The 26,241-nt window shown below is 70.3% G+C and carries 18 protein-coding genes; 10 read left to right on the plus strand and 8 right to left on the minus strand.

Annotated features, from left to right (window positions below; translation table 11 throughout):
* Position 1 precedes the first annotated feature (1 nt).
* The 5 genes from nirB to WMF19_RS20150 all read left to right on the plus strand — a co-directional run bounded on the left by nirB (position 2) and on the right by WMF19_RS20150 (position 12,235).
* On the plus strand, positions 2-2,446 hold the full coding sequence (gene nirB / locus WMF19_RS20130) for a nitrite reductase large subunit NirB (RefSeq protein ID WP_437900579.1): 2,445 nt from the start codon (positions 2-4) through the stop codon (positions 2,444-2,446).
* Between the two features lie 11 nt (positions 2,447-2,457).
* On the plus strand, positions 2,458-2,775 hold the full coding sequence (locus WMF19_RS20135) for a Rieske (2Fe-2S) protein (RefSeq protein ID WP_437330200.1): 318 nt from the start codon (positions 2,458-2,460) through the stop codon (positions 2,773-2,775).
* A 178-nt stretch (positions 2,776-2,953) separates the two neighbouring features.
* Positions 2,954-4,828 carry a serine/threonine protein kinase gene (locus tag WMF19_RS20140; RefSeq protein WP_437900581.1) on the plus strand — a complete coding sequence of 625 codons (1,875 nt, stop codon included), beginning with the start codon at positions 2,954-2,956 and terminating at the stop codon, positions 4,826-4,828.
* Between the two features lie 198 nt (positions 4,829-5,026).
* Positions 5,027-11,116, plus strand: coding sequence for an AAA family ATPase (locus WMF19_RS20145; RefSeq protein ID WP_437900582.1), 6,090 nt, complete (start codon positions 5,027-5,029; stop codon positions 11,114-11,116).
* A 252-nt stretch (positions 11,117-11,368) separates the two neighbouring features.
* The gene (locus WMF19_RS20150; protein ID WP_437900583.1) at positions 11,369-12,235 is read left to right on the plus strand and encodes a hypothetical protein; all 867 of its coding nucleotides are present in this window, start codon (positions 11,369-11,371) and stop codon (positions 12,233-12,235) included.
* A gap of 63 nt (positions 12,236-12,298) precedes the next feature.
* On the opposite strand, the gene WMF19_RS20155 is transcribed toward WMF19_RS20150, so the two are convergent.
* The 3 genes from WMF19_RS20155 to WMF19_RS20165 form a co-directional block, all read right to left on the minus strand.
* Positions 12,299-12,829, minus strand: coding sequence for a hypothetical protein (locus WMF19_RS20155; protein ID WP_437900584.1), 531 nt, complete (start codon positions 12,827-12,829; stop codon positions 12,299-12,301).
* Positions 12,830-13,098: 269 nt separating this feature from the next.
* Entirely contained in the window at positions 13,099-13,740 is a 642-nt protein-coding gene (locus WMF19_RS20160; protein WP_437900585.1) for a hypothetical protein, read from the minus strand.
* 117 nt (positions 13,741-13,857) lie between these two features.
* Entirely contained in the window at positions 13,858-14,502 is a 645-nt protein-coding gene (locus tag WMF19_RS20165) for a hypothetical protein (RefSeq protein WP_437900586.1), read from the minus strand.
* A gap of 757 nt (positions 14,503-15,259) precedes the next feature.
* On the opposite strand from WMF19_RS20165, the gene WMF19_RS20170 reads away from it, so the two are divergent.
* Positions 15,260-15,448: a hypothetical protein gene (locus tag WMF19_RS20170; RefSeq protein WP_437900587.1), complete on the plus strand. Its 189-nt coding sequence runs from the start codon at positions 15,260-15,262 to the stop codon at positions 15,446-15,448.
* 22 nt (positions 15,449-15,470) lie between these two features.
* On the opposite strand, the gene WMF19_RS20175 is transcribed toward WMF19_RS20170, so the two are convergent.
* The 4 genes from WMF19_RS20175 to WMF19_RS20190 form a co-directional block, all read right to left on the minus strand.
* Positions 15,471-16,619, minus strand: coding sequence for a hypothetical protein (locus WMF19_RS20175; protein ID WP_437900588.1), 1,149 nt, complete (start codon positions 16,617-16,619; stop codon positions 15,471-15,473).
* A 137-nt stretch (positions 16,620-16,756) separates the two neighbouring features.
* Complete coding sequence (locus WMF19_RS20180) at positions 16,757-17,851, minus strand: hypothetical protein (RefSeq protein WP_437900589.1); 1,095 nt, start codon at positions 17,849-17,851, stop codon at positions 16,757-16,759.
* The gene (locus WMF19_RS20185; RefSeq protein ID WP_437900590.1) at positions 17,848-19,077 is read right to left on the minus strand and encodes an RNA polymerase sigma factor; all 1,230 of its coding nucleotides are present in this window, start codon (positions 19,075-19,077) and stop codon (positions 17,848-17,850) included. Before WMF19_RS20185 ends, WMF19_RS20180 begins: the two co-directional genes overlap by 4 nt.
* Positions 19,078-19,290: 213 nt before the next feature.
* Positions 19,291-20,052: a hypothetical protein gene (locus WMF19_RS20190; protein ID WP_437900591.1), complete on the minus strand. Its 762-nt coding sequence runs from the start codon at positions 20,050-20,052 to the stop codon at positions 19,291-19,293.
* Between the two features lie 274 nt (positions 20,053-20,326).
* On the opposite strand from WMF19_RS20190, the gene WMF19_RS20195 reads away from it, so the two are divergent.
* The 3 genes from WMF19_RS20195 to WMF19_RS20205 all read left to right on the plus strand — a co-directional run bounded on the left by WMF19_RS20195 (position 20,327) and on the right by WMF19_RS20205 (position 23,882).
* Entirely contained in the window at positions 20,327-20,890 is a 564-nt protein-coding gene (locus tag WMF19_RS20195; RefSeq protein ID WP_437900592.1) for a helix-turn-helix domain-containing protein, read from the plus strand.
* A gap of 105 nt (positions 20,891-20,995) precedes the next feature.
* Positions 20,996-22,075 (plus strand): PAS domain-containing protein, encoded by a 1,080-nt coding sequence (locus WMF19_RS20200; protein WP_437900594.1) that lies wholly within the window; start codon positions 20,996-20,998, stop codon positions 22,073-22,075.
* Positions 22,076-22,274: 199 nt separating this feature from the next.
* On the plus strand, positions 22,275-23,882 hold the full coding sequence (locus tag WMF19_RS20205) for a PAS domain-containing protein (protein ID WP_437900595.1): 1,608 nt from the start codon (positions 22,275-22,277) through the stop codon (positions 23,880-23,882).
* A 56-nt stretch (positions 23,883-23,938) separates the two neighbouring features.
* Here WMF19_RS20205 and WMF19_RS20210 read toward each other — a convergent pair whose 3' ends face one another.
* On the minus strand, positions 23,939-25,189 hold the full coding sequence (locus WMF19_RS20210) for an AgmX/PglI C-terminal domain-containing protein (RefSeq protein ID WP_437900596.1): 1,251 nt from the start codon (positions 25,187-25,189) through the stop codon (positions 23,939-23,941).
* Positions 25,190-25,358: 169 nt separating this feature from the next.
* Between WMF19_RS20210 and WMF19_RS20215 the strand changes: the two genes are divergently transcribed.
* Complete coding sequence (locus WMF19_RS20215; protein ID WP_437900597.1) at positions 25,359-26,234, plus strand: DNA-formamidopyrimidine glycosylase family protein; 876 nt, start codon at positions 25,359-25,361, stop codon at positions 26,232-26,234.
* The last annotated feature ends 7 nt before the right edge of the window (positions 26,235-26,241 follow it).

Genomic DNA, 26,241 nt, shown 5'->3' on the forward strand with positions numbered 1-26,241 from the left:
CATGCAGAAGAAGCGAAAGCTCGTGTTGATAGGCAACGGGATGGCCGGCGTCCGCACCGTCGAGGAGATCCTCGCGCGGGGCGGGGCCGACCAGTTCGAGATCACCATCTTCGGCGACGAGCCCTATGGCAATTACAACCGCATCCTGCTCTCGGAGGTGCTGAACGGCTCCCAGGACCCGAGCGAGATCTTCCTGAACCCCCTGGCCTGGTACCGGGAGAACGGCGTCCAGCTCCACGCGGGCGTGCGGGCGCGGGCCATCCACCGGCACTCGCGCCAGGTGACCGGCGATCACGGGGTCGTTGCGCCCTATGACAACCTGATCATCGCGACGGGCAGCTCACCGTACATCCCGCCGATCCAGGGGGTGCGGCTGGAGGGCGGCAGGGAGAAGCCCGGTGTGTTCGTGTTCCGCAGCCTGGACGACTGCCACAAGATCGCCCAGTACGCGCGGGGCAAGCGGAGCGCCGCGGTCATCGGCGGCGGGCTCCTCGGGCTCGAGGCCGCGCGTGGGCTGCAGAACTTCGGGCTCGACGTCCACGTCGTCCACATCAGCGGTCACCTGATGGGGCAGCAGCTCGACGCCACGGCGGGCGGCATCCTGAGGACCACGCTGGAGCAGCTCGGCGTGACGGTGCACCTCAACAAGAGCACGAAGGAGGTGCTCGGAGAGGACCGCGTGACGGGGCTCCGCTTCGCCGACGACGAGACCCTCGCCTGCGATCTCGTGGTGATCTCCGCGGGCATCCGGCCGAACGTGGAGATCGCCCTGCGCGCCGGCCTGACCGTCGAGCGCGGGATCGTGGTGGACAACCACATGCGCTCGCCCGACGACCCGAGGATCTACGCCGTCGGCGAGTGCGCGCAGCACCGGGGGCAGGTCTACGGGCTCGTGGCGCCGCTCTGGGAGCAGGGCAAGGTGCTGGCCGACCACATCACGAAGCGCAACGAGAAGGCCTCCTACGCCGGCTCGAAGGTCTCCACGAAGCTGAAGGTCATGGGCATCCAGCTCGCCTCGATGGGCATCACCGAGCCCGCCGACGACCGCGACGAGATCGTGCAGTTCCTCGAGCCGAAGAAGGGCACGTACAAGAAGCTCATCATCCGCGACGGCAGGCTGCTCGGCGGCATCCTCCTCGGCGACGTCAGCAAGGCCGCGTACCTGATGCAGGCGTTCGACAAGAGCACGCCGCTCCCGGAAGAGCGGCTGTCGCTGCTGTTCGATGTCGGCGCGCCCTCGCCCCAGGCGACGATCGAGGAGATGCCGCAGGGGATGCAGGTTTGCAACTGCAACGGCGTCACCAAGGAGGGCCTCGTCGCGTGTGTGCGCTCCGGCAAGCGGACCCTCCGGACCGTCATGGACGCGACGCGCGCGGGCATGGGCTGCGGCGCCTGCAAGCAGCTCGTCTCGGAGGTCGTGGCGTGGGCGTGCGGGGGCGCGGCGGAGCAGGACCCCGCGGCCAGCTACTACGTGCCTGGCGTCCCGCTGAGCAAGCCCGAGCTGGTCCAGGCGATCCGCGAGCGCGGGCTCCGGTCGGTGTCCGCCGTGTTCCGCGAGCTCGCCGGCGGGAGCGAGGATCCGGGGAGCAAGCCGGGGCTCGCGTCGCTACTCCGCACGTTATGGCACCACGAATACGACGACGAGCGCGACGCCCGCTTCATCAACGACCGCGTTCACGCCAACATCCAGAAGGACGGCACCTTCAGCGTGATCCCGCAGATCGCGGGGGGCGTCACGTCGGCCGCGCAGCTGCGGCGGATCGCGGACGTCGTCGACAAGTACCGCGTGCCGCTCGTCAAGCTCACCGGCGGCCAGCGCATCGACCTGCTCGGCGTGAAGAAGGAGGATCTGCCGGCGGTGTGGCGCGACCTCGACATGCCCTCGGGGTTCGCTTACGGAAAATCGTACCGCACGTGCAAGAGCTGCGTGGGGAGCGACTTCTGCCGGTATGGGCTCGGCGACAGCATCGCGCTCGCGGTGAAGATAGAAGAGCGCTTCCACGGCATGGACACGCCGGCCAAGCTGAAGCTCGCGACGGCGGGCTGCCCGCGCAACTGCTCCGAGGCGATGGTGAAGGACGTCGGGGCCGTCGCGGTGGAAGGCGGCAAGTGGGAGATCTACGTGGGCGGCGCGGCCGGCGCCCACGTGCGCAAGGGCGACGTGCTCTGCATTGTCGACGCGCACGAGGACGTGCTCCGGCTCATGGGCCGCTTCATCCAGTATTACCGCGAGAACGCCAGGTACCTGGAGCGGACATACGGCTTCGTGGAGCGCATTGGCATCCAGAAGATCCGCGCGGTGGTCGTGGACGACAGCGAGGGAATCGCCGCGCGCCTCGACGAGGAGATGCGGAAGACGGTCGAGGCGTACCGCGATCCGTGGAGAGAGGCGTACGCCCCGGCGACGCCGAACCAGTTCCGATCGGTCCTGCCGATCGTGCAATGAGAGGGCGCGAGATGGAGATCACCCTGGGCCCGCTCTCGGCGATCCCGCCGGGCGAGGGGCGCGCGTTCGAGATCGGATCGGAGCGCATCGCCGTGTTCGTCACGCGCGAAGGTCGCGTGTTCGCCACGCAGGCCAGCTGCCCGCACCGCGGCGGCCCGCTGGTCGACGGGCTGCTCGGCGGCTGCACGCTCATCTGCCCGCTGCACGCCCAGAAGTTCAACCTGGAGACGGGAGAGGCCCTGAGCGGCGGGGAGGGGCTCAAGACCTATCCTGTCCGCCTGAGCGCGACGAACCAGATCCTCGTGCGGATCGAGGGCGGCGGGGGCTGAGCGCCGCCCGCGCCGCGCCCGGGGGGAGGCCCGACGCCGGCGATGGCGCGCGCTGCCGCGCCGGCGCTCTGCGGAGCCCCTGGATCGCGCGTCTTTGGGTACGCTGCCGGAGCGCGTCCCGCGTCACGCGTCCCGCGTCCCGCGTCACGCGACGTTGCCCGGAGGGTTCCCGTTCGCCATGGCCGACCCCACGACAGCCGCACCGCTCGCTCCCGGCACCGTCCTCGGGGGCGATTTCCGCGTCGTCCGCCCCCTGAGCCAGGGGGGCATGGGCGCCGTGTTCGTCGCCGAGCAGCTCTCGACGGGCAAGCCGCGCGCGGTGAAGCTGATGCACGCGCAGCTCGCGCAGGACCCGCGCTTCCGCGAGCGCTTCGAGCAGGAGGCGAGGGTAGGGGCGCGGATCGAGAGCGATCACGTCGTCGAGGTCGTCGCCGCGGGGGTCGATCCCGCGACGCAGACGCCCTGGCTGGCCATGGAGCTGCTCGACGGGGCCGATCTTTCGGCCGTGATGGCGCAGCGCGGCGCGCTGCCGCCCGACGAGGTGCGCGAGCTGATGGGGCAGCTGTGCCACGCGCTCGGCGCGGCGCACCGCGCGGGCGTCGTCCACCGCGATCTCAAGCCCGAGAACATCTTCATCGCGCGGCCGCGGCAGCAGAACGTCCGCTTCAAGGTGAAGGTGCTCGACTTCGGCGTCGCGAAGATCGTGGCCGAGGCGCGGGCGACGACGTCGGTCACCGCGTCGGTCGGGACGCCGCTCTGGATGGCGCCCGAGCAGACCGAGCTCGCCGCGCAGGTCGTCCCGGCGTCGGACGTCTGGGCGCTCGGGCTGCTCGCGTTCTACCTGCTCACCGCGCGCGTCTACTGGATCGAGCCGAGCCGTGGGCCGAGCGCCTCGGTCATGTCGCTCATGCGCGAGGTGCTGTTCGGCCCGCTGGATCCGCCGTCCGCCCGCGCCGCGCAGCTCGGCTGCGCGCACCTGATCCCCCCCGGCTTCGACGCCTGGTTCGCCCGGTGCCTCGCCCGCGACGTCCGCGCTCGCTTCGCCGACGCGGCGCAGGCCATGGCGGCGCTCGATCCCGTGCTCGCCGCGGCCGCCCACAGGTCCGCGCCGCTGCAGGCCGTGCCCTCCATGCCCACACCCCCGGTCTATTCCGGCCATTCCGGGCCGATCACCGCGCCGACCCAGCCGGGGGTCTCCCGCACCGACGTCGGCGGCATGACCGGCGGCACGCTCGTCCCGGTGCCGGCGTTGCCTCCGCGCAGGGCGCCCTGGGGCTTGCTGCTCGCGATCGCCGGCGGCGGGCTTGTCGCCGTCGCCGCGCTCGCCTTCGGCGGCTTCCTGGCCTTCCAGCGGCTCCGCGCGGCGGACCGCGCCGCCGGCGCGCCGCCGGCGCCGGTGTACGGCGGGGGCGACGCGCCCACGGGTGGGGCGCCGACGCCGCCGGCCAGGCCATCGAGCGCCGCGGCGAGCAGCGACGTCGATCTGGCCGGCACCTACGACATCGTGTCGTCGCGCAACCCGGGCGGGCAGGGCAGCTACACGGGCAACGTCCTCCTCTCCCGGAGCGGCGACACGTACCGCATCGCCTGGATCATCACGAAGGGCGCGGGCTACGAGGGGATCGCGTTCGTGCAGGGGCAGACGCTCGCCGTGGGATGGGCGAGCGGCGGGCCCTACGGCGCGGCCGCCTACCGCATCGACGGCGGCCGCCTCCACGGGCAGTGGATCGCGACGGACCGGCCAGGCCAGGTGATGGCCGAGGAGCTGGAGGGCCCTGAAGGGCTGGTCGGCAGCTACCGGATCGTCGACGGCGCTCGCAAGGGCACGGTCGTCATCGTGCCCACGGGCGAGACATACGCCGTCACGTGGGCGCTGAGCACCGGCGCGCTCAAGGGGGTAGGCATCCGCTCGGGCGATCAGCTCGTCGTGGGCTGGTCGCCGAGCCAGCAGGTCGGGGTGGTCAGCTATGCGATCGCGGGCCGACAGCTCGCGGGGCGATGGGGGACCCTGGGCGGCACGCTGGCGGGGAGCGAGGCGCTGGTGCGCCGCTGACGAGCGGACATTCCCCGACCCAGCGCGCGGGGCAGAGGTCCTGCCACGATGTCATCGACAGGGCGGCCCCGGTGCGGGGCACGAGGCGCTGGAGTTCGCGGAGGACGGATGAGGGCCGTCGCGTCGCCCGCTCAAAGCGGTGGCGACCCGCGCCGACCATGGCAGCATGTGTTGCGCATCACCGGCGTCAGGGCTCAAGTGGGCACCAATCCCGTCTCGTCCGATCACGGGTCTTCGTCCCGTTACGCCATCATCGAGGCCCTCTATGAGGGCTCAGACACCCTTCTCTACCGGGGTGTACGCGAGGACGACGGCCATCCCGTGGTGCTCAAGGTCCTCCGGCGCGATCACGCGAGCCCTCGCGCCCCCGAGCGGCTTCGCCACGAATACGAGATCGCTCGGGCGCTCGACACCACGGCCATCGTCAGGCCCTGTGCGCTCACGATGCTCGGCGAACAGCCGGCGCTGGTCCTGGAGGATTTCGGCGGCGTGTCGCTCGATCGGCTCCAGGACGGGCCGACGCCGCTCGAGCGCTTCTTCCCCCTCGCCATCCGCGTGGTCGAGGCGCTCGCCGGGCTGCATCGGCACGACGTCGTTCACAAGGACATCAAGCCTCAGAACGTGCTCCTCAACCCCGCCACCGGCGAGGTGAAGATCACCGACCTGGGGATTGCGTCCCGGATACCCCGCGAGCTCCAGCACCTCGAGCACATCGGGCTCATCGAGGGGACCCTGGCTTACATGGCCCCGGAACAGACGGGCCGAATGAACCGCTGGATCGACCAGCGGACCGATCTCTACTCCCTGGGCGTCGTCTTCTACGAGATGCTGACGGGCGCTCTGCCGTTCCAGGCCAGCGATCCCGTCGCGTGGGTCTATTGCCACATCGCCCAGGCGCCGCAGCCGCCGCACGCGGTCGTCCCCTCGATTCCCCCGCAGCTCTCCGCGGTGGTGCTCAAGCTGCTCTCCAAGGCCGCCGAGGAGCGTTATCAGAGCGCGGCGGGCCTGCGGCACGACCTGGACGAGTGCTTCGCCAGATGGCGGGCGAGCGGATCCATTCCGCCCTTCGCGCTCGGGGGGCGCGATCTCTCCGACCGGTTCCAGGTCCCGCAGCGGCTATACGGGCGCGAGCGCGAGGTGGAGGCGCTACTCGCCGTGTTCGAGCGCGTGGTCGCGAGCGGCCGGCCAGAGCTCGTGCTCGTGTCGGGCTACTCGGGCATCGGCAAATCGTCGCTCGTCGCAGAGCTGCACCGGCCGGTGGTGAGGGAGCGGGGGTTCTTCCTCTCCGGCAAGTTCGAGCAGGCCGCGCGGGACGTCCCTTACAGCGCTTTCCATCAGGCGTTCCGGGCGCTCTTTCAGGAGATCCTCTGCGCGAGCGAGGAGCACGTCGAGCGCTGGAGACAGCGTTTCCGGGAGGCCCTCGGCGAGAGCGGCAGGTTGCTCGCCGACGTGCTCCCCGAGCTCACGCTGCTCCTCGGCCCTCAGCCGCCCGTGCCCGAGCTGCCGCCCGCCGAGGCCCAGAGCCGGCTGCACGCGACGCTCCAGCGCTTCGTTTCGGCGTGCGCCCAGAAGGACCACCCCGTGGCGCTCTTCCTCGACGATCTGCAGTGGGCCGACGCGGGAAGCCTCGTGCTGCTCGAGCAGCTCGCCACTTACGCCGGGTCCGAGCACCTCCTGCTGCTCGGCGCGTACCGCGACAACGAGGTCGGCCCCGCGCACCCGCTGCGGATCACGCTGGCCGAGGCGCGGAAGCGCGGCGCCGCTGTCTCCGAGCTCGTCCTCGAGCCGCTCTCGGCCACCCATGTCGGGGCGCTCGTCGCCGAGGCGGTCCACGCGACGCACGCGCCGCACGCGCCTGCAGAGCAGGCCGAGCCGCTCTCGCGGCTCGTCTACGAGAAGACCGGCGGCAACCCGTTCTTCGTGCTCCAGTTCCTCATCGCGCTGCACCAGGAGGGGCTCATCACCTTCGACGCGGAGGAGGGCAGCTGGCGCTGGGACATCGCCGCGATCCGGGGCAAGGAGTTCACCGACAACGTCGTCGAGCTGATGGCGGGCAAGCTGAAGCGGCTCTCGGGCCCGACGCAGGACGCGCTCACGCTCGCCGCGTGCCTCGGCAGCAGCCTGGAGCTCGGCACGCTCGCGGTCGTCGCGAGCCGTCCGGCGGCGGAGCTCCGCGACGCGCTCGAGGAGGCGGTGCGGGAGGGGCTGCTCCTCCGCCGGGACGACGCCTATCGATTCCTCCATGACCGGGTGCAGCAAGCCGCTTACTCGCTCATCCCGGCGGGACAGCTCGCCGAGATGCACCTCTGGATCGGGCGGCTGCTCCTCGGGGCGCGACGCGAGGAGGAGCGCGACGACGCGCTCTTCGACGTCGTCGGCCACCTCAACCGCGGCGCCGCGCTCCTGCGTTCCCAGGCGGAGCGGGACGAGGTCGCCGCGCTGAACCTCCGCGCCGGCAGGAAGGCCAAGGCGGCGGCGGCCTTCCAGTCCGCCGCCGCGCTCTTCACGGCTGGCCTCTCGCTGCTCGCGCCGGCCTCGTGGGAGACGCGTCACGAGCTGACCTACGGCCTGACCTTCGAGCGCGCGCACATCGCGTACATCACGGGCAGCTTCGAGGAAGCCGAGCGGCGCGTGGAAGAGCTCATGGATCGCGCGAGGACCCGGCACGAGACGGCCACCGTCGTCGAGCTCGCCGTCGCGCTGAACGTCACGCGCGGGCAATACGCCAGCGCGGTGGAGATCGGGCTCTTGTGCCTCCGCGCGTGCGACGTCGATCTGCCGCTCCACCCGACCGACGCACAGGTCGAGGAGGAGACCGAGAGCGTCTGGAAGGCCCTCGGCAATCGGGCCATCGAGGATTTGATCCACCTGCCCCCCATGACGCACCCGGGGATCAAGATCACGATGGGCGTGCTGCAGAGCGTGTCCCTCCCTTCGTTCTTCGTGGACCCGAACCTGTACAACCTCGTCGTCATGCGCATGGTCGAGCTCAGCCTGCGCCACGGCAACGCCGAGCACTCCGCTGTCGCGTACGCCGCCTTCGCGATGGTGATCAGCTCGAGGTTCGGGCGATATGAGGAGGCTCACCTGTTCGGCAGGCTCGGCCACGACCTGGCGGACAGGAGCGGCCTCCTCACCACGAAATCGGTGGTGGTCATCCTCTTCGGACACTACGTCGTCTTCTGGACACGCCATTACAGAGAGACGTATCCGTACACGCGAGAAGGCTTCAGCGCCGCGGTCGAGTCCGGTGACCTGAACATGGCGTGCACCAACTGCATCTGGGCCGCGCTGTTCCCGCTGCTCTCTGGCGAGGCGCTGGAGGACGCGCTCCACGAGGTCGAAGAGCGCCTCGGTTTCGTGCGCAGGGTCGGTTACACGTTCGCGCACAACGCCCTCCTCGGCGGCCACGCCATGATCCAGACGCTGCGCGGGAAGCCGGTCCGCTTCTCGATGCCGGACGGGTCCGAGCTGGATCCGCCGGCCTTCGAGGCGCGGCTGGAGGGAGGGGGGGATCTGCAGGCCGCTCGCGACTTCTATTACGCCTTGAAGGCGCAGGCGCTCTTCGTGCTCGGCTCTCCCGGAGAGGCGCTCGCGGCGGCGACCCGCGCGATCGCCGAGCACCCCCCCAGGGTCGGTCCGCACGCGCTCATCGCCGAGAGCTTCTATTATCGCGCGCTCGCGCTCGCGGCCCTCCTCAACGCGCCGCACGGCGCGGACGAGGCGCAGCCGTCCCCGCCGTCGGTGCTCCCCGAGGAGCTCCTCGAGTGCGAGCGGCAGCTCGGCGCGTGGGCCCGGAGCGGCCCCGACAACTTCCTCCACAAGCACGCCTTGGTCCGCGCCGAGATCGCCCGGCTCCTGGGGCGCGAGCCGGAGGCCAGCCGGCTTTACGAGCAAGCCATCGCGGCGGCGCGCGAGGGCGGCTTCGTCCAGCATGAGGCCATCGCCTGCGAGCTCGCCGCGGCGTTCTACCGCGCGCGCGGCCTCTCGACGCCCGCGGACAGCTACCTGCGAAGCGCCCGCGCCGGCTATTTCCGCTGGGGCGCCCGCGCCAAGGTCGAGCAGCTCGATCAGCGCTATCCTCACCTCGTCGAGCGCAAGCCGATCGCCCCCACCGTCACCTTCGCCGTACGGGCGGAGCAGTTCGACGTCCTGTCGGTGGTGAAGGCCGCGCAGAGCATCTCTGGTGAGCTCAAGCTCTCGCGGCTGCTCGAGATGCTGCTGCGCATCGTGGTGGAGCACGCGGGCGCCGAGGAGGGCTGTGTCCTCCTGGTCCGCGATGAGCAGCTGTGGATCGCGGCGATCGAGGCGCCGGGGGGCGCGGTGCGGCAGCTCGATGCGGGCGAGGCGCCTTCGGCCGCGCTGCCGCAGTCCGTCCTCAACTATGTTCGCCGGAGCCACGAGCGCGTGCTGCTCGACGACGCCGCCGCCCGGCACCCCTTCATGGAGGATGAGTATTTCCGGCGCAAGCGCCCGAGATCGGTGCTGTGCCTCCCGATCGTGCGCCAGGCCCGGCTCATCGGCCTGCTCTACCTGGAAAACAACCTCGCCACCGGGGCGTTCACCCCCGGGCGGCTCAGCGTCGTCGAGCTGCTCGCCTCGCAGTCGGCGATCTCGCTGGAGAACGCGATGCTCTACGCCGAGGTGGAGCAGGAGAACGCCGAGCGGCGGCGGGCGGAACAGGCGCTCAAGGCCAATCAGAAGATGCTCCAGGCCATCGTCGACAACTCGGCGGCGAGCGTCTATGTCAAGGATCCCGAGGGTCGATTCCTGCTCGCCAACCGGCAGGTAGGCGCCCTCCTGGGCGTGCCCAGCGAGCAGCTCCTTGGGAGGACCGATGCGGACCTCTTCCCGGCTCCCTTCGCCGAGACGGTCCGCGAGCACGAGCGGAAGGTGCTCGAGACCGGCGCGCCGATGGAGTGGGAGGAGACGGTGCCCCTGGAGGACGGGCTGCACACGTTCCTGTCGATCAAGTTCCCACTCGATGAGGGGGTCATGCCCGGCGTGCTCTGCGGCATCTCCACCGACATCACCGAGCGCAAGCGGGCCGAGCAGGCCGAGCGGTTCCTGGCCGAGGCGAGCCGCAAGCTGATGATGCTGGGTTACAGCGCGACCTTCGAGAGCGTGGCGCAGCTCCCGGTGCCCGAGCTCTCGGATCGGTGCGTCGTCGAGGTGCTCTCCGAGGACAGGGCGCCGGGCCCGATGGCCGTCGCAGCGGTGCCCGGCGAGCAGCTGGAAGCGCTGAAGGACGCGCTGCGCGCTCTGGCAGGAGCGTCGCCGGCCGGAGCCGAGGGGGAAAAGGGCCGCGCCACGCCGCTGGTGCAGCAGGTGCATTCGCTCGACCCGCGGGTCAGGCCGCTCTGGGAGCGGCTCGGCGTCCACGCGTTCCTGCGGGTTCCGCTGCTCGCGCGCGACCGGTATTTCGGCGTCATGACCCTGCTGGCGACCGCGGCCGAGCGCCGTTGTGGCCCCGCCGACCTGCGGCTGGCCGAGGAGCTGGGGCGCCGCGCGGCGCTCGTGCTCGACAATGCCCGCCTGTACACCGAGGCTCAGGAGGCGATCCAGCGTCGGGACGAGTTCCTCGTCGTCGCCTCTCACGAGCTCAAGACCCCGCTGACCTCGCTGCAGATGCAGGCGCAGAGCATCGAGCGGCTGCTGCGCCGCCGCTCGCTCGCGGACGTCCCCCCGGCGCGGATCGAGGCGATGATCCAGATCCTCGGCCGCCAGACGTCGCGGCTCGGGCGACTTGTGGACGAATTGCTCGACGTCACGAGGCTGCACGCCGGGCGGCTCTCGCTCGCGCGGGCGCCGGTCGATCTGGCGGCGCTGGCGGGTGAGGTCGTCGACCGGATGCGCCAGCAGCTCGCGGCGTCCCGCTGCTCGACGCAGCTGGATCTGGGGGCGCCCGTGGTCGGGCACTGGGATCCGGATCGCCTGGAGCAGGTCGTCATCAACCTCCTGTCGAACGCGATGAAGTACGGCGCAGGCAGGCCTATCTCTATCGGCGTGCGGCGGCAGGCCGATCGCGCGCTGCTCGTCGTCCGGGATGAGGGGATCGGGATCGCGGAGGCCGATCAGGGCAGGATCTTCGAGCGCTTCGAGCGCGCGGTGTCGGTGCGCAACTTCGGCGGCCTCGGCCTCGGGCTCTACATCGCACGCGCGATCGTGGCGTCGCACGGCGGCTCCATCCGGGTGGAGAGCAAGCCGGGCGCGGGCGCGACGTTCGTGGTGGAGCTCCCGCTGAGCCCACCGGAGAGCGCCGCGCCGCATCCAGGGGCCGGAGAGTAGGCAGACGTGGCTCCGGGAGCGCGGCCGGAAGCAAAAAATCAGGCGGATCAGGCTGATCTGCCGGCCTCTGGTGTGAGCTGGCATCCACGATGGGCTGCTAGCGGAGGGGTGTGGCGTGGCCTGGGATACAAAACTGCATCCTCCGGCGGTCGCGCGACCTCCCGCGCAGGCAGGAGTGCCTGATTTTCTGCTTCGAGGTCCAGCGCCGGAGGGCCTCCTGGCTCCTGGCTGAGCCTGGTAGCGTCGGAAATCATGGCGAAGCTCAAGACTCAACCGGAGAAGTCCCCGGCGAAGGCCAGGGCAGAGGAGGGGGCCCGGAGCTACCAGGCCCTGCACAGGCACTACCAGCCGATCGGGGCGGGGCTCCCGCCCGGGGAGGTGCAGGTGTGCCGCGCCGATCCGCGCCTCGCGCTGATCAACGTGAAGCGCGGTGTCGCGGCGGTGCTGGGCACGAAGGAGCAGGTGAAGGCCGTGCGCGAGCACCTGCCCAGGATCGCGGTCGACGAGCTCCTTTCGCTGCCGGATCTCGCGCGGGCGCTCCTGTTCGCCGTGCGCGAGGCGTTGCCCCGGCCGGCGGGCCCGAAGGAGATCGAGAAGGCGCTGAAGGAGATCGGCGGGCCGCGCGAAGATCTCCTGACCCAGGCGGAGCTCTTCGCCCGGCGCGGCCTCCTCGACAGGGAGCGTGTCGCGCAGATCCGGGCCGGCTCGGGGAAATACGATATGGCGCGGGACGGGATGGAGCTCGCGGCGCTGTTCACGCAGCATGCGGCCGAGCTCAAGGGGCTCCACCCGTTCACGAGGGAGGAGATCGAGAAGCTCCGGCGGACGAGCGAGTGGCTGCTCGAGAACCTGACCCCGGCAGGAGCCCGGGTGGAGGTCAAGAAGAAGGAGAAGAACGCGGCCGAGGACGCGAGAGATCGGCTGTGGACGCTGCTCCTGCGGCGGCACCCGGCGCTCCGGAAGGTGGGGTATTACTTCCACGGCGACGATTTCGAGTCGGTCACGCCGCGCCTGCTCTCGCGGGCGTCCTCGGCGCAAGCCGTCGAGAAGGCCCTGGAGGAGGAGCCGGAGGCGATCGCGAGCGACGCGACGGGGGAGGGCGAGGGCGAGGCGCCATGAGTTCCGCGTCGAAACCCGCCTGCGCGAGAGCGACGAGGCGAGCGGCGTCCCAGGCGCGATCGGTCAGAGCTGCCCATACTCATGGATCCGGCCGCGCGCTTCTCCCTTGTCTCCCTCGTCGGGCTCCAGATCGACGACGATCCCGAGGCGCGATTCGACGTAGGTCATCCAGAGGGTTCCATGCGCTGGAACGCTCGTCCAAGCGTTCATCTCCGTGATCGACAAGAGCCCGTCGATGCTCCGATCGAAGATTCTTATGTCCCTGAACCGTAATCCGCACGTGAAGCCGAGCTGGACGTTCAGGTTACGGGAATAGACGTCCCCGCCGAGGAACAGATCGACGTGCGTGGTCCGGACGAGCGTCCCCTGCGGCCTTAAGGTCGTGGTGAACATGGGAAGAACGCCTCCGATCACTTGGTAGAGTTGAAAGCTCGTGGCCGCGCTCGCACGGAACGGTCCGGCCTCGTACGTAGCGTGGATCCCCAGCTTCTTGTCTTCTATCGTCGACATGTTCTCCTTGCCCACGCCAACGCCGATGAAGTACCCGACGTTGAGCTCCTGGGTGGGACTCCCGGTCTGCCCGAAGCTCACCATGACGGTATGGACGGCCCCCGGAGCCGTTCCACCGCCGTAAGTGACTCCGAGTCTCGCGAGATGGGGGAGCTTCGTCTGAACGACACCGTTGGCATGGAGGCCGTCCCAATGGAATTTCTCTGGGGACCGTGGCTCTTGCGCTGATGCCAGAGCGGCGAGGGTGAACACGCCAAACCCTAACAGAGCGCGAAACAAGGGCTGCCCTTGCCTACTCGAACGGCTAGTCGACCGTGCCCGTGACACGAACGGCGGCGTGAAATATGTTCGCGTCATTCGGCCCGCATGCGGTCTACGCACGCTGGGCTCTTCACCAGTTCATCGATGTCGACGTCACCGTAGTAGCTCTTGAACATGTAAGCGCTTTCCATTACGTGGATGCCACGACGATCGCTCGTAACATCCGGCCGTGACGCGTCCTCTAAGGATCTTACTACGTCGGAGCAGGTTGAGTACTGATCTCGAGCCAGATCTCGAATGCTCAATATGGTTTCGCAGTCGATCGTGTCGCTGCCAAGTATGGCTTTGTACGCACCAAACAGTCCACTGAAGATCCTGCAGTCCATGGCTAGCACCTCTAGCTCGCTCGCTTGCAATTCGATTCTGCATTGCTCCGTGAGCTCTGGCACGGGTGAGGGTGCGCGTTTGCCTTCGTTGACGTGGAGATGTCCCTCTCTCTTCTGAGCATGGTGATCGCGACGCTGGAGGGTCGTCTCACAGCTGGCCAACCGCTTCCGGGTGACGCTCAGGGCCGACCGAAGATCGGGGTTGCTCTCGCCGGCGGCGTCCTGGCGTGCTCGAGGCTGCTCGCTGCTCTCAGCAGAGATTTTTCCTAGATTGTATGCCGCCGCCAGCGCCGCGACCGCGATGGCCCCAAATCCAATCCATCTTATAGGCTTTGGTGATGTTCCCATGTGTCGAGCGTTACGGGTTAAAGTCCTGGTGCGTGCGTGAGAATGGCGACCCTGGCCTGTCCGACCAGTGGGGCGATGGCTCCCGCGAGATGAGCGACGGCGTGACATGGGCTCGATTCATTGGGGCCGCATGCGGGCTATGCACTCTGGGTTCTTTACCAGCTTTTCAATGTAGCCGAGGTCGCCGTATTCGCTCCTGGTCGCATAGGCGTCTTCCGCCGCGGCAATGGCGAGCGGGTCGCTCATGGCATCTTGGTAGGTGGCGCCCTCGGTGATTCTTATGATGGCGTCACAGAGAGCGGACTGTCCTTGGGCCATGGACACAATATCCAAGACGATTTCACAGTCGATCGTGCTGCTGCCCAGTATTGTCTTGTATGCGTCAAAATGTCTCCGAATGCTTCCGCAGTTCGCGGCCAGGAGATGCACGTGCTTCACCTGCGACGCGACGATGCATCGCTCCGGTAGCGCTGGCTCAGGTGAAGGTGTGGGGTTGTCCTTGTCGATGTGGAGCGTTTCCTCTCTCTTCTCAAGAAGCTGGTCGTGACGCTGGAGGGTCTTTTCGCAGCTGGCCAATCTCTTCTGGGCGACGCTCAGAGCTGACCGAAGATCGGGATCGTCCTCGCTGGCGGCATGCTGGTTCCGTTGAGGGCGGTTGCCGCTCTCTGCCGAGGTCCTTCCCAGATTGTATGCCGCCGCCAAGGCGGCGGCCGCAATAATGCCTAATCCAATCCATGTTGTCGGCTTCGATGATGTTCCCATGTGTCGAATGTTGCGGGGCAGCGATAATGATCGTTGTTCGATGGTCAGCTGGTTAGGTGAATGGGTCTCCAGTGGGGTACAGGCTAGTAGTAGCAGGGGTCCTTCTTGGTTGGCGTTATCCCAATTTTCTCAGGGGTGATGATTAGGCTGATGCCACTGACGGGCTGTAGCAATTCGCGCCATTGGTTACAATTCTTCGAATTTACCATGTCCACGAATTGGTTCTGTAGCGGTGTTGTCCTAAAGCAGTAAATTAGCTGAGGGGATTGGTCTTCTGGTGCACACAGTGCTTGGCACTCGGGGGATGGATCCATGCACGTCGGCTTTGGTGTTTCGTCGAAGATCGTGCATCCGGGTTGGGAAAGTACGGTGGCGGAAATGATCTGGGCGAGGCTGGGACGGATTGTCCTTGAACGACGTGCTGCGGTCATAGGCTCTTGCTCCGAGGGCATCTGGTGGTGGCTCGCATTTGCCAATAACAGGAGGCAGGAGGATACAGGAAAGGCAGTCGTCTTTCGATGAATCCGTGGACATGGCCGTGGCCAGACGTCGCGAGCGCCCGTCGTGCTCCGCGCAATGTCCAGGACGTCGGAAGCAGGCAATGACTCGCGCGGCCGGTCGCGGACAATCTCGCTTCGCTTTCAGGGGATCGACGGGGGGCCAATCGGTTCGCGCGGTCCACGCCGCGAACGCTCGTTGGCAGCGCACCCATTCCGCGGCGCGCAGCCGCCCCTCGGACGTCCGGGCCTACGTGGCCATGAAGCGGCTTCGAGACGAGGGACGCGGCACGCTCGCGGGGTCGATCACGGCGTTCTGGGTGCGTGAGCCGGTCGGGCCGATGGTCGGCTCGTGGCCGCTCGCAGGCGCCCTGGTCGCGGCCCTCCGTGACGAGGAGCGCGGAGAGCTCGCGGATCAGATGGATTTGCTGCCGAGCGCGAGGCGATGATCGCCTGTTCTTCTCGCAGGCCCTATGCCTGGCAGCAGAACGTCGACGGTTCGGCCGGCAGCAGCTCGCCGGTGGGCTCGCCGCCGCTCGGGGCGCAGCCGCCGGGGTCCACGGCCACGACCTCCGCCGACTTGCTGCCGAGGGCGACGCCGGGCGGGGTGACCCCGCAGAACGGCGTCGTCGAGCTCACGACGATCGAGGCGAGCGCCTCCCCGCATGCGCCGTCGCTGTAGACGGAGGCCATGATGGTGCACGACGCGCCCTCCGGCTCCCCGCAGCCGCACTCGGAGCAGCCGCGCGTGTCCTCGGCGCCGCCGTAGAAGACGTGCCGGTCGAGGTAGGGCTCCTCGCACGTCACGTCGCCCTCGTGGAAGATGCACGTCAAGAAGCCGCCGGGCGGCGGGACCCCGGGCTGCTCCGGCGAGGGCATGCAAGTGCTCCGGTCGCCCAGGCACTCCGTGTAGGCGCCGGGCACGCAGGCGAGCGCCCGGGTCTGCCACGGATCGAGGAGCGCCGGCGGTGGCGGCTCGTCGACCCTGGGCGTGCACGCGGCGGTCGCCGTCACGATCGGCGCTTCGATGGAGACCGACTGCACGCACGGCTTCCCGCCACAGTCCTGGCCGGCGGGGATCGCGTTCGCAGCGGTGCAGGCGCCGTCCCAGCCGTCGGGCGCCGCGAAGGGGGTCGTGACGCTGCCGGGGTCGCCAGCACACGTCGTTCCCGTCGCCGTATGCGCCGACCAGCCCAGCGGGAGCTGACACGAGGCGGTGGCCGCGTCGGGCGGGTCGCACAAGCAGGCCGCGCAGGCGAGGGGTGCGGGCGCGAGATCGGCGAACCCCTCGTAGCCGATGTTCGGTGCGGCGGCGGGGCAGGCGGGGACCTGGTCCCGCGGGCCGAACCAGAGGAGCGCCGGGCCGAACCAGCCGAGCGGCGCCGGTGGGACGCAATCGCCGGCGCAGGCGGTCTCGTCGCCGCCGCCGGTCCCGCCGGCTCCGCCGGTTCCGCCGCCGCCCCCACCCTCGCCGCCGGCCCCGCCGCCTCCTTCCTCGGGCCATGGGCAACCTGGGTTGCCGTACTCCTGAGGCTGACAGGGACCGTAGACGGTCGGATCTTCTCCGGAACAGCCAGGAAAGAAGAGGGATCCTACGAGCAGGAGGAAGCGGGTTCGCATGCCGGACAAGATACGTAGAGATGGCCCGCGCTCACAACGGGCAGCTGTCACGAGAGATTCGATTGCACCGAGCATTATGGTTCCCTTTTGAAGATTCTCACGTCGTTGGCGAGAAGAGCCGGCCTCCGCGAGGTCGTTCAGTACGTCGCCGTGACACCGAGTCCGAGCGCCGCGCCGACCGGAGGTGAGGACCACGTGATGAATCCAGCGGTTTCGCGCCGCTGGCCCCCGCGCCGGAGCACCGCGTCATCCACGATCGCGCTCGCCTCCGCGTATCCATGCGCGCTCCACCTGTCCGAGAGGGCCCAGGCGCTGCCAAGCCGCGCTCCAACGCTGAACAGATGGTCGTCGCGTACCGTCATGTCCCACGGATGCCGGGGGACGAACCGGATGAAGCCAAGGGTCGCGACCCCGCAGCCGAAGAGGTGGCGGCCGCGCAGGCAGCCCACACCAGCCGCCGTGAACGCCCTGGTGCTGATGGTCATGTCTTTCACCTCCTGCGCCAGCGAGACGAGCGCCCGCCCCTCTACCGCGACCGACCAGTCGGGCCGGCGAACGCCGATGGATAGGGTCATGCCAGCCGCGGCCCCCGGCGTGATCCCGAGGCCGAGCGTCGCCCCGATCCCCGCCTCCAGCCGCCAGCGTTCTTTCGGCGCTGGCGTCGCTTCCGGCAGCGGTGGCGCCTCGGCCCGGCGCGCCTGCGGAAGCGGCGGTGAAGGCGGCGGCGACGGCTCGGGCGACGGCGGCGGCTCGGAGGGCGGTGACGCCCGCTCCGGCGCGGTCAAGATCTGCGCCACGATCGCGAGGGCCACGCCGGAGATCAGCTCCGCGCAGCCGCGCCGGGTGCTGAGGCCCTCGGCCCAGCTTGTCTCGCCCGCGCCCTCGCTCTCGCGCAGGGCCATCCAGGCCGTGAGCTCCGGCCCCTCCTGCGCGATGCGGACCGTGAGCACCCGCGGCGCGTCGTCCTCGAACGGATCGCCGCCGAGCCCGCGCGCCACCTCCGCGCGCAGGAGCGCCTCGTCGGCGCAGCCCTCGGCGCCGGGGCCCCGCACGACCTCCAGCCGCATCGCAGCCCGCGGCAGATCCGGCGCCGCGCGCGCCGCGGCAACGCACAGCAGGACTGTGGCCGCGGCGACGGCGGCGCGCGCCAGCCACCTCACGCCCCCGCGCGGACCGATGCCGCACCGGGCCAGGCGCTCGCCGAGCCTCGGTCTGGCGCAGCGCCCGCTCATCGCGACGGCTCGCTCCCCGGCGCGCCCTGCTTCGGCGCGGCGAGGCGCGCCAGGGCGACCGTGCGAAGCCGCTCCCGCACGTTCTTCAGCTGACCCCCGGGGAACCGCTGCTCGTGCACGGCGATCTGCCGGAGCGCCCCGGTCGCATCACCGGCGGTGAGGCGCTCTCGCGCCGCGGTGAGCAGCCGCAGCTCCTCCGCGAGCGAGTCATCGCGCTCGCTGGCCTCGATGGCCCGTGGCGCCGCCCGCGGAGCAGCAGGGCACGGGCGGTGGGGCGCCTCGAGCGCGGGGGCGACGGGCACCGGCTCCGGCGCCTCCTGCTGCGGCGTCGCCGCAAGGCAGGCGGTGCGCGCGGGAAGCAGCTCGGGCAGCACCGGCCCGAAGCGGCGAGCCCAGAGGGCCGGCGGCGGCGCGAGGGCGAGCAGCACGGCGACCGTCCCAGCGACGCCCGCCGCAGCCGACCCGAGGGCGACGGCGATCCGTCCTGGCCCCCGTGGCAGGGTCGAGGTGGCAGGCAAACGCGGCGGCGCTCCCGGCGGAGCCAGCGGCGCAGGCGCTGTCGGCGGGGGTGCCGGCGGTGCGGACGCCGCGGGCGGAGCAGGCGCCGGCGACGCGGGGGCCGCCAGCGCCGTGGCGCTCGCGCCGCCGTCGCGCGCCAGGAACTCCGACGCCAGCGGGAACGGGAGCCAGCACGCGCGCAGCGCCTCCCGCTGGTCCGGGCGGAGCCGCGCGACGGCGGCGCGGTAGTCCTCACGGGCCAGGCGCAGCCGGTTGGCGGCGGTGTTGTAGTTGATCCCGAGCTCGCGCGCGATCTCGACGATCGGCACCTCGCAGGCCTCGTGCAGGACGAGCAGGACCCGCCGCTCGGGGGCGATCGTGCTCAGCACGTCGATCGCGAGCTCCAGCCGCTCTCGCTCCACGACGCGCTGCTCGCTGCTCGGCGCGGGATCGACGGCCTGGCCGCGCGGCGCGGGGTGCAAGCCGTCCGGCACCTCGCGGCGGCGGTAGGCGCGTTCCAGGTGCTTGCTGACCTTCCGCCACGCGATCCCGAAGAGCCATCGGGCTTCCGCGCTGCCGCGCGGGCGCCGGCCATCCCGCTGCGGCGGATCGCCGGCCGCGTCCGCCTCGCGCGGAGGCGACGACGAGGCGGAGGCCGGGTAATCGGGATCGAACCGATCCAGGCTCTCGTACGCCGCAAGGAGGACGTCCTGGACCAGGTCCTCCACGTCGGGCGCGGCGACCCCCAGGAGCCGGAGCGAGCGCGGGAGGGTTTCGATCGCTGCGGTGTGGACGGAATTCCATGTAGCGGTTCGGGAGGCGTCAGCGGCGGGAGGAACGTGGGTGCTCATACCCAGAATTGCGGGGAGCTCTTCGGGTCTGTTTGGAAAACGCACGGCCCGGCGCACGGGACGGAGGCGCTCCTGCGGCGGGCGTCGCGCTCACGACAGGCTGCGGCTCTCCGGCGGGATCCGCGCCGAGTGGGGCGAGATCGTTTCCATGTGGGCCAGCACCTCGGCCTGACCCCAGCGGTCGAGCGCGTCCATCTCCGCCGGGCCGAGCAGCCGCCGGATCGCCCCCCAGGTGCGCTCGAACTCGAGCGCGCACAGGTGCTGCGACAGCGCTGTGAGGGGGCTCAGGTCGGAGTCGTCGCCGCGGTACGCCGCGTAGGCCTCGGCGTCCCATCCCTCCAGCGGGAGCGATTCCGCCTCGTCGATGCGCCGCTCCAGCGCGTCCTCGGTCTCCGCCCAGGCTCGGGCGATCTGGAGGAGCTTGGCGATCTTGTCGAGCGGCAGGCCGAAGCGCGCGACGCGGTGCTCCTTGCGGCGCGATAGCCACACGACGAGCACCTGCCACATGGTCCGCCAGTCCGGCAGCCGGTCGAGGACGAAGTAGCGCTCCTCGATCCACGCGCGGATCTGCGCCGCAGCCGCCGTGCCCTGGGAGCGCTCCACCTCGGCGAGGAACGCCGCGATGTGCACCGCGATCATGCCCTCGTGGTCCCGCTCCTCGTCGTCCAGCGCCTCGATCGCGATCTCCGCCCGGACGCAGCGGCGCGCGGCCGTCTTCACCGGCTCGACGTCGTCGATGCGGAGCCCGAGATCGGGCCAGAAGGGCGTTACCCTGTCCATGCTGAGCAGCCGGACAGCGCTCGTGTAAGCGTAGGATACATTGAGGTCGAGGAGATCGAGGGTGGGGTTCATCGGCAGCGAAGCTCGGGTTGGCCCCGGAGCGGGCTGGGGGAGACGACATCCATGGCGACGCAACCCTACCAGCCAGCCGCATCTCGAGGCGACCTCTGAAGCGAACGCCGCCGCCTTCGCTCGCTGTAGCGTCGACCGCCGCGCGCCCGCCCTCGGACCGCCGGAGAGCGCCTCTCCGGCCGGAGCCGTTCTAGAATGCGGGCATGCGATTCGAAGGCCCACGCGCTCCGGGCACGCCGCTCGCGGCCGCGATTGCCGCCTCGCGGAGGTCGTCGTGACGGAGTCCGCCCACCGGCCCGAGATCGAGCGCGCGCTCCGCTTCATCGCCGCGAACCTCGAGAGGCCCATCACGGTCGCAGACGTCGCGCGCGCGGCGCGCCTCAGCGAGTTCCACTTCCACCGGGTGTTCCACGCGGCGGTCGGCGAGCCGATCGGGCGGTTCATCACCCGGAGGCGGCTCGAGCAGTCGGCGCTGCGGCTCGCGTACGAGCCGGACCGCAGCATCATGGATGTGGCGCTCTCGTCCGGGTATTCCTCCGCGTCGAACTTCTCCAACGCGTTTGCGGCGCACTTCGGCTGCAGCCCGTCGCAGGTGCGGACCCCGGAGCGCGGCCTCCCCGTCGCGATCGGGAGGCTTACGTCGCTCTACGGAAAGGACTTTCGGCCGGAAGAGCTCTACACCACGCTTGCGACGACCGATCCGCTGGCGCCGGCGGTGAACCTCGAGGCCATCGGTTACCCATGTTACCCATCACACCAGCACGGCATCAAGTCGCGAGCGCGGCTTCCAACCTCGGTGCGCTTCTGTTACAAGCCATCGTGTCTAGGGGGGACGTAGGGGAGGGAGTCTATGGCGAACGAAAAGGACGCCACTTCGGCGTTGCTTCATACATTTTTCGCGTCCTGCCCAGAGATGCTCTTCATCGCGGATGTCGATGGGAGAATGCTGCGTGCGAGCGGCTCGCTCCGTCAGGCGCTGGGGGCTCGGGTACAGGATGGGAGTTCGCTCGCGGCGCTCGTCCATGCGGACGATCGATCCAACTTCGCCGCTGCGTGGACCAGGCTGAACGAGCAGACAGAGCCGGTGCAGGTCGATGTGCGCCTGATGGACGCCCAGGGCGCTTACCGGCGCCTGACGTGCAACGCGAGCCGGGCGCCCGAAGGGGGCACGATCCACGGGTCGTTGCGGCGGGCCGACGCCGACCGCGAGAGCAGCCCGGCAGAGCCGAGCCTCAAGGAGCGGCTCCTCGACGGTCTGGCAGACAACCTCCAGGTCGTCATCTGGGCGATCGACACCGAGGGGACCGTCATCTACCACGACGGCAAGGGGCTCGACGCCGCCGGGCTCGCGAGGGGCGAGCTCCTCGGGAAGAACCTGCTCGAGCTCTATCCCGAGAAAGACCGCATCATCTTGCGGGGAGCGCTCGCCGGCGCGATCGCCCATGACCACAACACGGCGCACGGCGTCCATTGGGAGAGCTGGGTCGTCCCCGTGCTCAACAGGCGCGGCGAGGTCGACTCGGTGCTCGGGTTCTCGCTCGACGTCACCACGGTGAGGCGCGCGCAGGACGAGCTGCGGGCCAGGATCACCCAGATAGAGAAGCAGCAGGAGGTGATTCGCAACCTCTCCACGCCGATCATCGAGGTGTGGAATGGGGTGCTGACGCTCCCCATGATCGGCGTGGTCGACAGCGTGCGGACGGCCGAGGTGATGGACTCGCTGCTCGCGCGCATCACGGAAAAACAAGCCCATTTCGCGATCCTCGATCTGACCGGGGTCGAAGTGGTGGACACGAAGGTGGCGAGCCATCTCATCGAGCTCGTGGCGGCGATCCGCCTGCTCGGCGCCGAAGGCATCGTGGCCGGCATCAAGCCGAACGTCGCGCAGACGATGGTCGCGCTGGGGCTCGATCTCTCGACGATCGCGACGCAGCGCGATCTGCGGGCTGCCCTGAGCTACTGTATCCGGCGCATGGCGCCGCAGCCGCTGCAGGAGAACCGCGCCGGCGTGACCTCGAGCTGACGGGGCGGCGGCCCCAGCGACGGTCGAGCTCGCTGCGGCGCCGGAGAGCGCCTCCGGCGCGCCGCCGTCTCCGTTTTTCGGCGAATGCGGCGCACCGGGAGGGTGCAGAAGCGCGGGAACGGAGCGATGATGCGCCGGTTATGACCGTTCAGCAGCGAGGGCCGCGCTCGGCCTCGCATCGGGCTCACGGGGTGGGTGCGTGCACACGACAGCCGAAGACAGAGCAGAGACTCTCCGCATCGATCCGCGCCTCCTGATCGAAGCCCTGGACGACCCCGCGCTCGTCATCGACGCGCAGGGCGCTGTCCTGTGCAAGAACGAGCAGCTCGATCTCCTCCTGGCGGGGCTCGGGGCGCCGAGCCTGCCGCTGTCGCCGGAGGGCGATCGCGTGCTGCTGTCGCTGGCGCCCGCGGCCGCCGACGTCGCCCGGATCCAGGCGCTGCTCTCGGGCGAGGTCGATCGAGCCGACATCGACCTCCCGGACCAGGGCCCCGGCGTGCCGCGGTGGATGCTCCGCGGGCTCGCCTGCACGATCGGCGGCGGCCGCGGCGCGCTGCTCCGCCTCGTCGACGAGGGCGAGCGCCGCGTCCGGGAGCACCAGCGCCGGTGCGCGCAGGTGGTCGAGGCGATGCACCTCGGCTGCACCTTCCTCTCCCTCGAGGCCCCGGCGGACGACCGGTCGCTCCGGTACGTCTACATGAACCGTGCTGCCGAGCGGATCGCCAGCAGGCCCACCGCGGCGATGCTCGGCCGGACCATGGACGAGAGCGTCCCCAGCCTTCGGCAGCTCGGCATTCCTCAGCGCCTGGCGGAGCTGATCCGCAGCGGCGGGACCGACGAGAGCGAGCTGGTCCTCCCCCAGGAAGCGGGCACGCGCGTCATGACGACGTGGTCGTTCCCCGTGGGAGATCGGTGCGTCGCCGTGGTCTACGACGATGTCACAGAGCGCAGGGCGACCGAAGCGTCGCTCGACAGCACGCGCGTCCTCCTCGACGGCATCATCGAGCACCTCCCGCTCCTGCTCTTCGTCAAGGACGCCGCGGATCTCCGCTACGTGCGGGTGAACAGGAGGTTCGAGGAGTTCCACGGGCACGCGCCGGGAGAGCTGATCGGCAAGCGCCTCGTCGACTATTTGCCGCAGGCGCTGGCCGCGAAGATCGACGCCGAGAGCCGCGCCGTGCTCGCGGGGGGCGTGCCGGTCGAGGTGCCGGAGATCCGCATCCCGTCGAAGCTCCTCGGGGACCGCATCGGCCACGCCCGGTGGATCCCCATGGAGGGCGCCAAGGGCAAGGGCCGTTATCTCCTCGGGCTCATCGAGGACATCACCGAGCGCAAGAAGATCGAGGACGCGAAGCGCCAGGAGTCGATCCTCCTGGAGACGCAGCGGCGGCTGCTCGAGCTCATCCAGGAGCTCTCGACGCCGAGCATCCCCATCCACCCGGGCATCCTCGTCGTCCCGCTCGTCGGCCAGATGGACAGCTCGCGCGGCGCCCAGCTCGTCGAATCGCTCGTCGCCGCGGTCGAGCGGCACCGCGCCGAGTTCGTCATCATCGATATCACCGGCGTCACGTCGGTCGACAGCGCGGTGGCCAACCACCTGCTCCAGGCCACGCGCGCCGCGGGGCTGCTCGGGGCCGAGTGCAGCGTCGTCGGCGCCTCGCCCAGCATCGCCCGCACCGTGATCGAGCTCGGCATCGAGTTCGGCAAGCTGGCGACGCACCGGGACCTGCAAGCCGGGTTCCGCCACGCGCTGGCGCGGAAGGGGTATGCGATCACCGCGCGCGCGCGCGTCGATCGACAGGCCTGAGCACGGCGGAGCCGTCCGCGCAGCGCGAGACGGCCGCTCGCGCTACCGCGCCTGCGTCACGAGCTCGGCGAGAACATGATGGGATACACAACGGTGACGACGCCGCCCTCGGGCGCTGAGAACGTGAACTTCTCGAACTCGCGCAGCACGCAGCTCACGACCGCGCGATCCGGCATGGGCGCGCTCGCGGGCGAGGGCGGGGGGCTGTTCGGCAGATCGCCCTCGGCGACCGCGGTCACCTTGCCGTCCCTGCCGATGACGAAGCGCACCGAGATCCGGCCGGCGAGGTCGGGATCACGGCGCAGCCCGGCTTCGTAGCATTTGCGCAGCTCACCGAACCGGGCGCGCACGACGCTCCGGATCTCCTCGGGGGCCAGCCGGCCCGAGACCTCCATCGATAGCGCGCGAAACGAGGGCGGCGCCCCTGGCGGGCCGGTGAACTTGCCCTCGCGGGGGAGGGCTCGGAGCATGAGGATCTCCGGCGTCGAGGCCGGCTGCTGCCCCTTCCATTGCCGCGCGCGGCTGAGCGTGGTCGACAGGACCTCCTTGACGTCGGCGAAGCTCGCTAATGGCACGGCGCGCAGGCCGATGCGGTCGAGGCAAGTCCGCGGCGCCTTCGCGCACGCGGCTTCTGCGAGCTCCGAGAGCGCGGCGGAGGCGCGTTCCCGCTGCGGGCCCACCGCCTCGCGCTTCACGAGCGTCCGGACGAACCCGCCGCCCTCCGAGGCGCTCGGCGGGGAGACGGTCAGCTCGAAGAGGCTCACCTCCACGTCGCGTTCGCGGACATCGACGGCGATCTCGAGCCACGGCGGCTCCGAGGCGTCCTCACCGGGAGATCCGGGCACGGGCGTGCGGAAACGGAGCCCGCCCGGGCCGGTGCGAAGCAGCGCGACGGGGTAGCCCGCGAAGGCCGCCGTGCGGGAGACGCTCTCGACGACGATCCAGGCGACCGATTCGTCCGCGGCGACGGCGATCTCGCCCTGCGCGGGCGCGCCGCGGTCGCTCTCGCGGGCGCGCCGCGCCTCTAGCTGCACGAACAGCTCATCGACCTTGGTCAGCTGGCCGAGCTCGGCGATGCTCTTCGCGTCGCCGACGAGCCGGCCGTCCAGGAGGATCTGGTGGCCTCGGATCTCGACCTCCGGCGGCGAGGCCGCGTCGGGCGGGGCCTCTGGAGCGACGGGCGGCGCCGCGGGCGCCACGGTCACGGCGATCGGACGCTCGGTCGGGGCGCGCGGGGGAGCAGGCGCGGCGCACGCGCAGAGCGACGCTGCCAGCAGGACGACGGGGCACCAGGTCGGGTGAGGCATCGAGGGGCTCTCTCCAGGGGCGCGACGCTGAACCGCCGCGATTCGAGGATGCGAGCATACCTGTCCAGGCGAGCGCGAAGCGAGGCTGGCGATGCGGTGAGGGCCTGACTCTTCCGCTCGTGCCCCTTGCGATCCGGCCGGTCCGTACCAGAGCTTCAAAGCACCGGTCATGCCTGAAGGCGACACCCTCTTCCGCATCGCCGCCGCCCTCGGCCCCGCGCTCACGGGCGCGCGCGTCGTCGCGCTGGAGCTGCCCCGGGGCGACCAGCCGTGCCGCTGGCTCATCGGCCGCCGCGTCGAGCGCGTGGTGGCGCGCGGCAAGAACCTCCTCATTTTCTTCGACGAGGGGACCGTCCTCCACACGCACCTGCGCATGAGCGGGGCCTGGCACCTCTACCGCGAGGGCGAGCGCTGGAAGCGGTCCGAGGCGACGGCGTCGGCCATCCTCGCGGTCCCGGGCTACGTCGCCGTCTGCTTCCGCGCGCCGGTCGCGCGCCTGCTCCGCGCGAGCGCCCTGCGCGGCGATCGCCTCCTCGGCGGCCTCGGCCCGGATCTGCTCGGCGACGCCTTCGATGCCGCCGAGGCGCTCCGCCGCCTGCGCGCCCTCGACGAGGTGCCCCTCGGCATCGCCGTCATGGATCAGCGCGTCGTCGCCGGCATCGGCAACATCTACAAGAGCGAGCTCCTCTTCCGGACGCGGCTCGACCCCTTCGCCCCGGTCCGGGCGTACTCCGACGAGGAGCTCTCCGCGATGCTCGACGTCGGCCGCCGCCTCCTGCAAAGCAACGTCGAGCCGCGAGATCCCCCCGGCATGTACCGTGGTCCGACCGCGCATTACGCGGCCACCCGCACGACGCGCGCCGGCGGAGACCGCAGGAAGCCGATCAGCGTGTACGGCCGCGAGGGGCGCGCCTGCTACGACTGCGGCGCCGCGATCCAGATGCGCCGGCAGGGGACGATGATGCGGTCGACCTACTTCTGTCCCCGTTGCCAGCCGACCCGCGCCGCGCCGCAGCCGGCCGGGCCTGCTCCGTCCACGCCGTGAACTCGGC

It is taken from the genome of Sorangium sp. So ce124, from assembly GCF_051525235.1.
Lineage (GTDB): Bacteria > Myxococcota_A > Polyangia > Polyangiales > Polyangiaceae > Sorangium > Sorangium atrum.

Bases quoted from the DNA above. Each gene is read 5' to 3' on its own strand.
- WMF19_RS20210 (WP_437900596.1), bottom strand. From the start codon at position 25,189: ATGCCTCACCCGACCTGGTGCCCCGTCGTCCTGCTGGCAGCGTCGCTC.
- WMF19_RS20215 (WP_437900597.1), top strand. From the start codon at position 25,359: ATGCCTGAAGGCGACACCCTCTTCCGCATCGCCGCCGCCCTCGGCCCC.
- WMF19_RS20190 (WP_437900591.1), bottom strand. From the start codon at position 20,052: ATGAACCCCACCCTCGATCTCCTCGACCTCAATGTATCCTACGCTTAC.
- WMF19_RS20165 (WP_437900586.1), bottom strand. From the start codon at position 14,502: ATGGGAACATCATCGAAGCCGACAACATGGATTGGATTAGGCATTATT.
- WMF19_RS20140 (WP_437900581.1), top strand. From the start codon at position 2,954: ATGGCCGACCCCACGACAGCCGCACCGCTCGCTCCCGGCACCGTCCTC.
- WMF19_RS20200 (WP_437900594.1), top strand. From the start codon at position 20,996: ATGCTGCGTGCGAGCGGCTCGCTCCGTCAGGCGCTGGGGGCTCGGGTA.
- WMF19_RS20155 (WP_437900584.1), bottom strand. From the start codon at position 12,829: ATGGTGAGCTTCGGGCAGACCGGGAGTCCCACCCAGGAGCTCAACGTC.
- WMF19_RS20160 (WP_437900585.1), bottom strand. From the start codon at position 13,740: ATGGGAACATCACCAAAGCCTATAAGATGGATTGGATTTGGGGCCATC.
- nirB (WP_437900579.1), top strand. From the start codon at position 2: ATGCAGAAGAAGCGAAAGCTCGTGTTGATAGGCAACGGGATGGCCGGC.
- WMF19_RS20175 (WP_437900588.1), bottom strand. From the start codon at position 16,619: ATGCGAACCCGCTTCCTCCTGCTCGTAGGATCCCTCTTCTTTCCTGGC.
- WMF19_RS20170 (WP_437900587.1), top strand. From the start codon at position 15,260: ATGAAGCGGCTTCGAGACGAGGGACGCGGCACGCTCGCGGGGTCGATC.
- WMF19_RS20135 (WP_437330200.1), top strand. From the start codon at position 2,458: ATGGAGATCACCCTGGGCCCGCTCTCGGCGATCCCGCCGGGCGAGGGG.
- WMF19_RS20180 (WP_437900589.1), bottom strand. From the start codon at position 17,851: ATGAGCGGGCGCTGCGCCAGACCGAGGCTCGGCGAGCGCCTGGCCCGG.
- WMF19_RS20150 (WP_437900583.1), top strand. From the start codon at position 11,369: ATGGCGAAGCTCAAGACTCAACCGGAGAAGTCCCCGGCGAAGGCCAGG.